Below are 10872 nucleotides of genomic sequence, written 5' to 3' on the forward strand. Positions count from 1 at the left end.
CATCCGCGCCTTGTCCGAACTGATGGACGACGGCCTGCTGCTGTGCCGTGGCAACGGGCGGCCGCTGCACGCCAATGGCGCCGCGCGCGCGCTGGTGCCGGAGGCCGGGCAACCGCTGGCCGCGCTGATGACGCTGCTGCCCAGCGGCGCGGTCGGTGCCGCCCGCATGACCGGGCGCTGGAGCCGCGAGTTGGCGCTGGACGACGGCCGCATCCTGCAGGTGCGCGCCTACCACCATCGCTTCGCCGGCGACGAAGGCTACCTGATGATCATCTTCCACGACATCAGCGAGGCGCACGCCCGCCAGCAGGAGCTGCAGCGCCGCCACGCGCAGCTGCGGCAGACGCTGGTGCGCCTGGCCGGTACCCAGGAGCAACTGCTGCAGTCGGAGAAGATGGCCTCCATCGGCCAGCTCGCCGCAGGCGTCGCGCACGAGATCAACAACCCGATCGGCTACGTGCATTCCAACCTCGGCTCGCTGCAGGAATACCTGCACAGCCTGTTCTCGCTGATCGAAATCTACGAGCGCGCGCTGCGCTCGCCCGATCCCAAGGCGATGCTGCCGGAGATCGAGGACATGCGCGCGCGCTACGACATCGACTTCATCAGCAACGACCTGCCGCAGCTGATGACCGAGTCGCGCGAGGGCATCGAGCGGGTCACCCAGATCGTGCGCAACCTGAAGGACTTCTCCCATTCCGGCCGCGACGACTCGTGGAAGCTGGCCGACCTGCACGCCGGCCTGGACTCGACCATCAACATCATCTGGAACGAGCTCAAGTACAAGGTCGCCCTGCACAAGCACTACGGCCAGCTGCCGCTGGTGCAGTGCCTGCCGTCCGAGCTCAACCAGGTGTTCATGAACATCCTGCTCAACGCCAGCCACGCCATCGTCGAGCGCGGCAACATCACCATCACCACCGGGGTGGGCGAGGAGGAGGTGTTCATCGCCATCGAGGACGACGGCGGCGGCATCCCCGAAGACATCCAGCAGCGCATCTTCGACCCGTTCTTCACCACCAAGCCGGTCGGCAGCGGCACTGGGCTGGGGCTGTCGATTTCCTACGGCATCGTCAAGAAGCACAACGGTCGCATCGAGCTGACCAGCACGCCGGGGCAGGGCGCCTGCTTCCGCATCGTGCTGCCGATCCGCCAGCCGGGCCGGGAAGGCGCGTAGGAGGCCCGCCGGCGCCGTCGCCCGCCGGGGCGGCGGCCCGCTTCAGCCCGGCCCGCTGCGATGCTGGTTCTCGTGGGTCTGGAAGGCCTGGCGGATGTGCTCGCGCAGGTCGTCGTCGTTCCACGGCTTGGTCAGGAAGCGGTAGATCTCGCCGCGGTTGATCGCCTCGGTGACGGTGGCCAGGTCGGTGTAGCCGGACAGCACCAGGCGCACCGTATCGGGATACAGCACGCGCACGCGGCCGAGGAACTCGGTGCCGCTCATGTCGGACATGCGCTGGTCGGACAGGATCACCTGCACGTCGTTGGTGGCCAGCAGGTCGAAGGCGTCGCCGACGCTGCTGGCGGCCAGGATGCGGTAGCCGTCGCGGCGGAACAGCCGCACCAGCGAGCGCAGGATGTTCTCCTCGTCGTCCAGCAGCAGCAGCGTGCGGTCGGGCTTGGTGGCGGTGAAGGCGTCGCTGCGCAGGTAGCGGCGGCGCAGCAGCGCGCCGGCGTCCTCGGCGCTCATCGGCTCGCCGAACAGGTGGCCCTGGAAGATGTCGCACTGGTTGCGGCGCAGGAAGCCCAGCTGCACGTCGTTCTCCACGCCGTGGGCGATCACCTTCATGCCGAGCTGGTGGCCCATGGCGATGATCGCGCAGGTGATGGCGACCTCGCGCGGGCTGGCCGGCACGCCCTTGACGAAGCTGCGGTCGATCTTGATCTTGTCCACCGAGAAGCGCATCAGCGAGTCCAGGTTGGAATCGCCCATGCCGAATTCGTCCAGGGTCAGCCGCACGCCCTCGCGGTGCAGGTTGGCCAGGGTGCGGTGGACCAGGTTCATGTCGCGCGCCAGCGCGTTCTGGCGCACTTCCAGCACCACCATCTCGGCCGGGATGCCGGCCTGGCGCACGCTCATCAGCAGGTCGTCGACGAAATCCGGCCGCAGCAGCTGCAGGGTGGAGACGTTGATGGCGATCTCGAAGTCGTCGAAGCCCCAGTCGCGCCAGGTGCGCGCCTGCTGCAGCGCCTGCTTGATCACCCAGTCGCCGATCTGCACGATCACGCCGAGCTTCTCGGCCACGTGCATGAAGCGCTCCGGCACCAGCATGCCCAGCGCCGGCGAGTGCCAGCGCAGCAGCGTCTCCATGCCGGTCACGCGGCCGTCGTGGGCGGCGATCTGCGGCTGGTAGCAGAGCCGGAACTCGTTGTTGGCCATCGCCTTGACGATCTGGCGGGCGATGATGCTGTCGGTGCGCACGCTGATGGCCGCGCCGTGGGTGTAGACGCGGGTCAGGTTGAGGCCTTCGTGCTTGGCCTGCTGCACCGCGCTCTCGGCGCATTGCAGCAGCGCCGAGGCGTTGTCGGCGTGCTCGGGGCACAGGGCCACGCCGACCGTGCCGCTGAGGAACAGCGTGTACGGCAGCACCGTCATCGGCAGTTCAATCTGCTCGCGCAGGAAGTCGCCGAACGCCTCCGGATCCGGCAGGTCGGGCCGGCGCGGCACGGCGGCGACGAACTCGTCGCTGGCGTGGCGCCACAGCCGCGCTTCCGGCCCCAGTTCGCCGCGCAGGCGCTCGGCCAGCATCGCCAGCGCCAGGTCGCCCACTTCCATGCCCATGTTCTCGTTGATCGAGCGGAAGTGGTCGATGTCGATGTACAGCAGCATCAGCGGCGCGCCGCCGTGGGTGGCCTCGTGGACCAGCCGCGCCAGTTCCGGTTCGCCGGCGCCCAGGCGCTGCATCGCCACCTCCGGCAGCGGCTGTCCGGTCAGCAGGGCATCGCTGTTCATGCCAGGCCTCCCGGCAGCTGCGCGGCCGGCGCGCGATAGGGCAGTTCGGCGCTGATCCGCGCACCGCCACCCGGGGTGCTGGCGATCTCGCAATGGCCACCACACAGGCGCGCGCGTTCGCGCATCAGCGCCAGGCCGGGCGCTGATGCGGCGGTGGAGTCGAAGCCGTCGCCGTCGTCGCGCACCGCCACCCGGAAGCGTCCGTCGCCGGCATCGGCCAGGGCCACCTCGATGGTGCCGGCATGGGCATGGCGCAGTGCGTTGACCACGGCCTGCTGGACGATGCGGAACGCCGCCAGCGCGGTTTCCTCGTCCGGCGTGTCGGCCAGCGCGTCGGCCCGGAACGCCAGCGCGGGCGCGTCGCCGCCGGCGCGCCAGTCGAGTTCGCCACGCAGCGCCGCCTCCAGTCCGACCGTGGACAGCTGCGGCGGGCGCAGCCGCTGCGACAGCTCGCGCAGGCGCGCGACGGTGTCGTCGGCGGTGCGGATGATGTCCTGCAGGTCCTGCCGGCGCTGCTGCGCGTCGTCCTCGTCCAGGGCCAGCGCGCTGGTCATCTTGATGGCCGAGACGGCCTGGCCGATCTCGTTGTGCAGCGCCCTGGCCAGCGCCTGGCATTCGTGTTCCTGCGCCGCCAGCGCGTGCCGGAGCAGGGCGGCGGGAACGGTCGCAATGGCAGGGGCGGCGCCGGGAGCGGGCGAGGCCATGGGCAATCGGAAGGCAGCGGGAGATGCCCGCCAGTATGCCAGCACGACGGAAAGGCGCGGGAAGACCCGCGCCTTTCGTCGGTGTTTCGAGGCACGGACCGGCGTCGCGCCGGCCCGCGCGTGGCGGGTCAGAACAGCTCGACCGTGCCTGCGCCCATGTTCTGCTGCGCCACCGGCTTGTGCGGCGGGCGCTCCCATTCGTTGCGCTGTTCCTGCAGGCGCTTGCCGATGCTGCGCAGGGCGCTCATCAGTTCGCTGTCCATCACGTTGCCGCCGCGGTGCAGCAGTTCCTGCAGGGCCACCGCCTCGCGGTTGATCGCGGTCAGGCGATCCAGATGGGTGACCGCGCTGCCCAGCGACTGGGTGGCGATGTCCTCGAACTGCAGGGCGCGCACCGCCTCGGCCACGCTCAGGTCGATGGCCTGGCCGCACTGCGAGATCTCGCGCATGCCGTCGCCCAGCGAACTGTTGATGGCGGCCACCTGGTTGAGCATGTTGGCGGCCTCGGCGCGCGCCTCGCGGGAGCGGTCCAGGTCGCGCGAGGCCATGTGCGAGACGGTGTCGCGGACCTTGGAGATGGATTCCTTGGAGCTGTGCGCCAGCTTGCGGATCTGCTCGTTGAAGGCGGTCGAGCGCTCGGACAGGTTGCGCACCTCGTCGGCGACCACCGCGAAGCCGCGGCCGGCCTCGCCGGCGCGGGCGGCCTCGATGGCGGCGTTGAGCGCCAGCAGGTTGGTCTGGTCGGCGATCGACTTGACGTCCTCCAGCAGCGAGAAGATGCCGTCCAGGTGCTGGGCCATCTCGTCGATGTGGTGCACGGTGGTGCTGCTCTGGCCGCTGACCTGCTCCAGCGCCTCGACCAGCTGCTCCATGCGCTGGCTGGCGTTCTGGGCGAAGCGCGCCACGTCCACGCCGGAGCGATCGCCGTCGCCGTTGCGGTCGATGATGCGGGAGATCGCCTGGCCCTGTTCGCGCGACTTGCGGTTCATCGCGTCGAAGCTGGAACCCAGGCCGGCCACCGCCTCGCGGATCAGCTGGCGGGCGCGGTCGATCTCGTCGCGCGAGCCGTCGATCTCGTTGCTGACGAAGCGGCGCAGCTCGCTCAGCAGCGCATCCTGCTCGCGCAGCAGCCCGGTCTGCTCGGGCGTGGGGCGGAAGCTGTTGCGCACCGTGTAGAAGGCGAAGATCAGCCAGGCCAGGGTCAGCGTGGTCAGGAGGGCCCAGCGCACCGGCGCCGGCCACTCGAAGGCCACCGCGAACGGGAATACGAGGGTCAGGATCAGGGGGGCGGTCAGTTGAACCAGGATGCGCGAGTACATGGATGCTCTCTGCTGAATCACATTGCTGGTATCGGCCGTGGCCGGGTCGTCTTTAGCGCGGCGTGCGCGTGGCGGACGCTTTTCTTGCGGGCTTCCGCAGTCGTGGGAGCGACGTCAGTCGCGACGGATTGCCGGTAAAGCATCGTCGCGACTGACGTCGCTCCCACGGGCTCAGTCGGCGCTGCCGGCCGGTTGCGCGGCCAGCGCCAGCAGGCGCTCGGCGAGGCGTTCGAGCGGGACGATCTCGCGCGCCGCGCCCAGTTTCACCGCCGCGCCCGGCATGCCCCAGACCACGCTGGTGGCCTCGTCCTGGACCAGGGTCGGCGCGCCGGCCTGGGCGATTTCCAGCAGGCCGCGCGCGCCGTCGTCACCCATGCCGGTGAGGATGGCGCCGATGGCGTTGGCACCGGCGTTCTGCGCCACCGAGCGGAACAGCACGTCCACCGCCGGCTTGTGGCGGTTGACCGCCGGGCCGTCGTCGATGCGGCAGCGCCAGCGCGCGCCGTCGCGGATCACCCGCAGGTGCAGGCCGCCGGGCGGCAGGTAGGCGTGGCCGGGCAGGATGGCCTCGCCGTCGCTGGCCTCGCGCACGTCCATCGCCGAGTGGCGGTTGAGGCGCTCGGCGAACGAGCGGCTGAAGCCGGCCGGGATGTGCTGGGTCATCACGATCGCCGGCGCGTCGGCCGGCATCTGCTCCAGCACCACCCGCAGCGCCTCGGTGCCACCGGCCGAGGCGCCCAGGGCGATCAGCCGGTCGGTGGTGCGGAAGCGCAGCGACGGCCCGGCCGGCCTGGCGATGGCCGGCTGCGCGGCATCCAGTTCCTGCTTCTGGGTGGCGGCGCGGGCCAGTGGCCGCACGCGCGCCTTGGCGGCGGACTTGACCTTCTCGATGATCTCGCTGGCGTAGTCCTGCAGGCCCTGGGCGACGTCGAGCTTGGGCTTGCTGACGAAATCCACCGCGCCCAGCGCCAGCGCCTGCAGGGTGGCGTCGGCGCCGCGCTCGGTCAGCGAGGAGATCATCACCACCGGCATCGGCCGCAGCCGCATCAGGTTTTCCAGGAAGGCCAGGCCGTCCATGCGCGGCATCTCGACGTCCAGGGTCAGCACGTCGGGATTGAGCCGCTTGATCTTGTCGCGCGCCAGCAGCGGATCCGGCGCCGAGCCGACCACCTCGATGCCGGGATCGCGCGAGAGGATCTCGGTCAGCAGCTGCCGCACCACCGCCGAGTCGTCGATGATCAGCACCTTGCAGCGTCCGGCATCCATCAGAACAGCTCCACTCCACCGGTGACCGGGGTCTTGGACAGGCGCGCGCGCACGGCGGTTTCGGCGGCCAGCAGCTCGGCCTCGTGGGCGTGCGGCAGGCGCTGCACGACCGCGCGGCCGCTGTGCGGGAAGAACCACACCTTGCGCGGATGGATCCCGCGCAGGTCTTCGGCCACCACCGGGATGCGCTCGTCGCGCAGGTATTTCAGCACGAAGTCGGCGTTGCGGCTGCCGACCGGGTTGCTGGTGAAACCCTTGAGCACGTTGCCGCCGCCGAACACCTTGGCTTCGAGCCGGTTGCGCGCGGCGCCGCGCTTGAGCAGGTCGTTGATCAGCAGTTCCATCGCATAGCTGCCGTAGCGCGCCGGCGCGCCGTCGCCGACGTTGCCGTCGGGCAGCAGGAAGTGGTTCATGCCGCCGATCTTCAGCAGCGGGTCGCGCACGCAGGCGGCCACGCACGAGCCGAGCAGGGTGGTCAGCGCGCTGTCGCTGTCCACCACCAGGTACTGGGTGGGCAGCAGCTTGTAGGCCTGCGTCTTGAAGCGCGTGTCGTAGTAGCTCATCACGCCTTCCTCGCGCTCGCGTTCGCGCGCCCGTTCGCGGATGGCCACGGCGGTGGTGCTCATGCGCGGCTCCCGGCGCGGCGGTACAGCGTGCGCCCGCAGGGCTGGATGATGTCGGCCGCGTGCAGGTAGTTCTCCGAGTGGCCGGTGTAGAGCATGCCGTCTTCGGCCAGGTGCGGCACCAGCCGCGACAGGATGCCGCGCTGGGTCGGCTTGTCGAAATAGATCATCACGTTGCGGCAGAACAGCGCGGTGAACGGGCCGCTGACGTCGTAGCGCGGCGCCAGCAGGTTGAGCTGGCGGAACTCGATCAGGCGCTGCAGGGCGGGATTGACCCGGCAATAGCCCTCGTTGGGGCCGCTGCCGCGCTGGAAGTAGCGCTTGCGCAGCGCCTCGGGCAGGCCGGAGATGCGTTCGAGCGGATAGACGCCGCGCTGGCCGGTGGCCAGCACCTGGGTGTCGACGTCGGTGGCGAGGATGCGCACCGGCGGGTTCAGCGTGCCGAACGCCTCGCAGGCGGTGATGGCGATGGAATAGGGTTCCTCGCCGGTGGAGGCGGCGCACGACCACAGCTTGATCGAGGGTGCGTCCAGGCGCTCGGACAGTTCCTGCTTGAGCCGCTCGAAGTGATGCGGCTCGCGGAAGAACGAGGTCAGGTTGGTGGTCAGCGCATTGGTGAAGGCCTGCCACTCGTCGCCGCCCTCCTGCTCCAGCCGATCCAGGTATTCGCGGAAGCTGTCCAGGCCCAGCGTGCGCAGGCGGCGCGAGAGCCGCCCGTACACCATGTCGCGCTTGCCTTCGTTCAGGGCGATGCCGACGCGGCTGCGGATCAGTTCGCAGACGCGACGGAAGTCGCGATCGCCGAATTCGAACTCGCGCCCGGCGACGGCGGGTTCGTCATCCTGCACCTGATGGGAAGCGCGTCGTGCCGGGGCGCTTCCGGAAGCGCTGCTGCGAGTGGTGACGGGCATCGGTGCCTCGGTCGGATGCATCGGGGAGGAACCGCCGGGAAGGGGGCTTCCCGGCGGGATGAATCATGCGGAGCGTTGGCCTTTCGCAGGCCGGGTGGGTATCAGAACTCCTGCCAGTCGTCGTTTTCGGCCATCACCGGCTCGCTGGTCCGCTGCACGCGCGGCGCCGGCTTGGCATCCACGGCAGGCTTGGACGGCGGGACGGGGATCGGCCGGGTAACTGGTGCGATTGATTCCGGCGGCGCTTCACCTGCGTCGAGTTTGAACACCGCCACGGCCTGCGCGAGCAATGCAGCCTGTTCCTCCATGCTGCGCGCGGCGGCGGAGGCTTCCTCGACCAGCGCGGCGTTCTGCTGGGTGGTTTCGTCCATCTGGGCGATGGTCTGGTTGACCTGCTCGATGCCGGTGGATTGCTCCTGCGAGGCGGCCGAAATCTCGGCCATGATGTCGGTCACCCGCTGTACCGAGGCGACGATTTCGCCCATCGTGGTGCCGGCCTGGTTGACCAGGGTGGAACCTTCGGAAACCTTGCCCACCGAGTCGTCGATGAGCTGCTTGATTTCCTTGGCCGCATTGGCGCTGCGCTGGGCCAGGGTACGCACTTCCGAGGCGACCACGGCGAAGCCGCGGCCCTGCTCGCCGGCACGCGCCGCTTCCACCGCGGCGTTGAGCGCCAGGATGTTGGTCTGGAAGGCGATGCCGTCGATGACCGAGATGATGTCGGCAATCTTGCGCGAGGACTGTTCGATGTCGCGCATGGTGGTGACCACCTGGCCCACGACCTGGCCGCCCTGCGAGGCGACGCCGGCCGCGCCGATGGCGAGCTGGTTGGCCTGACGGGCGGAGTCGGCGTTCTGGCGCACGGTGGAGGTCAGTTCCTCCATCGAGGCGGCGGTTTCTTCCAGGTTGGCGGCCTGCTGCTCGGTGCGGCGGGACAGGTCGTTGTTGCCCGACGCAATCTCGCCGGCGGCGGTGTTGATGTGGGAGGACGCGTCCTGGATGCGGCCGACGATGTCGGTCAGTTGGGCGACGGTGGCGTTGGCGTCGTCGCGCATGCGGGCGAACACGCCGTGGAAGTCGCCTTCCATGCGTGCGGTCAGGTCGCCCTCGGCGATGGTCTGCAACAGGGCGGAGACTTCGGCCAGGTTGCCGTCGGTGGTCTCCATCAGGTGGTTGAGGCCTTCGATCATCTCGCGGAAGTCGTACTGGTACTTGTCCGCCTCGCCGCGCTGGCTGAAATCGCCTTGCGCCGCCGCGCCGGCCAGGCGCTTGATTTCGGCGTTGATGGCCATCAGGTTGGCCTTGGTGGCGGCCATCGTGGCGGTGAGGTTGGCCTTCTCGCCGGGCAGCTTCTGCATGTCCAGGCTCAGGTCGCCGATCGAATAGCGTTCCATGATGCGCAGGGCGCTGCCGATGGCGTCCAGGTGCGAGGTGACCAGCGCGTTGGTGCCCTGGACCATGCGGCCGTAGTCGCCGGGGAAGGCCGACTCGTCGATGCGATGGCTGATGATGCCCTCGTCGTGCTGGCGGGCCATCTCGGTCTGCGCGGCGATGACCGCCTGCAACTGGTGCTGCATGCGGCTCATCGCCGACAGCAGCTGGCCCACCTCGTCCTGGCCGCTGGTGTCGATCCTGCCGTCCAGCTTGCCGGCCGACACGTCGTTGGCCACGCGCACGGCCTCGCCGACGGAGCGGGAGATGGCGCGGGCGAAGAACCAGGCCAGCAGCAGGCCGCCGGCGATGCCGGCCAGCAGCATGATGAGCGTCAGCAGGCTGGCGGTGGTGTGGGCGGTACGGGCGTTGCCGCGGGCGACGGTGGTCTGGCGGTCGGCCTCTGCGATCAGCGCGTCGAGGGCGACATTGGTTTTTTCATGCAAGGGCATGGTCGTGCTGATGAATGTGTCGATGGCATCATCGGCAAGGTCGAGTTCGACCATCTCGGCCACTTCCTCGTACGACTGCAAGGCGTTCTTCCACTCCGCCTGGAATTGGTCGAAAGTCTTTTTCTCCTGGGGCGTGGAGATCAGTTTCTGGTAATCGCCCAGGTTCTTGTCCAACTCCACCAGCAGTTTCGCCGCCCGTTCGCGCGCTTCGGCCTTCGCGGTTTCACTGGCGCGCACCAGGCGCTGGTAGGTGGCGCCGCGATATTCCCCGAGCAGGCCACGCAACTCGCCGGTCAACTTGACGCTTGGAAGGTTCCTGTCGGAGATCTCTGCGGCGGCCCTGTCCATCGAGCGCATGCCGATGAAGCCCACGATGCCCTGCAGCAGCATCAGGATGAGCACTATGCCGAAGGCCAGCATCAGCTTGGGTGCAAGTTTGAGGTGGTTGATCCGGTGCATGTGTCGGGTTCCTGATGGGACTTTGCCAGGCATCGCGTGGCATGGCGCGCAGGCGGCAGGTTGAAGGCGCGGGAGCGTGGGCTCCCGTGCGGTGGGGCATCCCTCAGCGGATGGTGGCCAGCTTCAGGTTGGACGGCGAGCTGACGACGATTTCCGCGCGCGAGGCGTCGCGCTGGATGTCGCCGATGACGCACACGTCCTTGCCTTCCAGCGTTTCCGGCGCCGGCTTGAACTTGTCGCGGGCTTCGCCGGGGATGCGCGCGGTGAAGGTATGGCGCGGGAAGTTGCCGCCCATGTACAGGAAGGTCGGCGTGCCTTCCGAATTCTCGGCGAAGCGGGCCTTGCCGACGGTGCCGCAGACCACGCCGCTCTTGCCGGTGAAGCGCACGGCCATGTCGGCGGGGATGGCGTTGTCGACCTGTGCCTGGCCCACGGCCTGCGGCGCGGAAGACAACAGGGCGGTGCCGGCGATGGCCAGCGAGACGGTCAGCAGCGATGCGATTTTCATTGGGGTTCTCCGGAATGGTGCATGGAACGCAAGGGGGGGCAATGCCAGACATCGGCGCGCATGCCGTGAACTTGAGCCGGGGTCGCGGTGCGACAGGGGCGGGATATGGCGTTTGGAAGCCGCGTCACAGTTCGATGCGCGTCGTTCCGGGTGCGGTAGGGAAAGTCCCGACAGGGGGAATTCCCATGCCGGGAACGGCCTGCGTGCGGCAGGGGGCAGGCGTCGCCGGCCCGGAAGACGGCGAGCGCG

Annotated in this window: 9 protein-coding genes; 1 reads left to right on the forward strand and 8 read right to left on the reverse strand. The window is 69.1% G+C overall.

All coding sequences use genetic code 11. The annotated features are described in order from the left end of the window. Positions 1 to 22 precede the first annotated feature (22 nt). The gene (locus AAG688_RS07790; protein WP_411834960.1) at positions 23 to 1177 is read left to right on the forward strand and encodes an ATP-binding protein; all 1155 of its coding nucleotides are present in this window, start codon (positions 23 to 25) and stop codon (positions 1175 to 1177) included. 42 nt (positions 1178 to 1219) lie between these two features. Here AAG688_RS07790 and AAG688_RS07795 read toward each other — a convergent pair whose 3' ends face one another. From AAG688_RS07795 to AAG688_RS07830, 8 genes are all read right to left on the reverse strand, one after another. After that, complete coding sequence (locus tag AAG688_RS07795) at positions 1220 to 2950, reverse strand: EAL domain-containing protein (protein WP_411834768.1); 1731 nt, start codon at positions 2948 to 2950, stop codon at positions 1220 to 1222. Further along, positions 2947 to 3654 carry a sensor histidine kinase gene (locus tag AAG688_RS07800; protein WP_411834769.1) on the reverse strand — a complete coding sequence of 236 codons (708 nt, stop codon included), beginning with the start codon at positions 3652 to 3654 and terminating at the stop codon, positions 2947 to 2949. The genes AAG688_RS07795 and AAG688_RS07800 overlap by 4 nt, the downstream gene beginning before the upstream one ends. A 128-nt stretch (positions 3655 to 3782) precedes the next feature. Next, the gene (locus AAG688_RS07805) at positions 3783 to 4973 is read right to left on the reverse strand and encodes a methyl-accepting chemotaxis protein (protein WP_411834771.1); all 1191 of its coding nucleotides are present in this window, start codon (positions 4971 to 4973) and stop codon (positions 3783 to 3785) included. Between the two features lie 171 nt (positions 4974 to 5144). Then, entirely contained in the window at positions 5145 to 6239 is a 1095-nt protein-coding gene (locus tag AAG688_RS07810) for a protein-glutamate methylesterase/protein-glutamine glutaminase (protein ID WP_411834772.1), read from the reverse strand. Continuing rightward, on the reverse strand, positions 6239 to 6865 hold the full coding sequence (gene cheD / locus AAG688_RS07815; RefSeq protein ID WP_411834773.1) for a chemoreceptor glutamine deamidase CheD: 627 nt from the start codon (positions 6863 to 6865) through the stop codon (positions 6239 to 6241). Before cheD ends, AAG688_RS07810 begins: the two co-directional genes overlap by 1 nt. Then, positions 6862 to 7710 carry a CheR family methyltransferase gene (locus AAG688_RS07820; RefSeq protein ID WP_411834774.1) on the reverse strand — a complete coding sequence of 283 codons (849 nt, stop codon included), beginning with the start codon at positions 7708 to 7710 and terminating at the stop codon, positions 6862 to 6864. Before AAG688_RS07820 ends, cheD begins: the two co-directional genes overlap by 4 nt. Before the next feature lie 164 nt (positions 7711 to 7874). Next, positions 7875 to 10115: a methyl-accepting chemotaxis protein gene (locus tag AAG688_RS07825; RefSeq protein ID WP_411834775.1), complete on the reverse strand. Its 2241-nt coding sequence runs from the start codon at positions 10113 to 10115 to the stop codon at positions 7875 to 7877. Between the two features lie 103 nt (positions 10116 to 10218). Then, a complete protein-coding gene (locus tag AAG688_RS07830) occupies positions 10219 to 10623 on the reverse strand; it encodes a hypothetical protein (protein WP_411834776.1) in 405 nt (134 codons plus the stop codon). Positions 10624 to 10872 lie beyond the last annotated feature (249 nt).

This window comes from Pseudoxanthomonas mexicana, from assembly GCF_046736355.1.
In the GTDB taxonomy this organism is placed as follows: Bacteria; Pseudomonadota; Gammaproteobacteria; order Xanthomonadales; family Xanthomonadaceae; genus Pseudoxanthomonas_A; species Pseudoxanthomonas_A mexicana_B.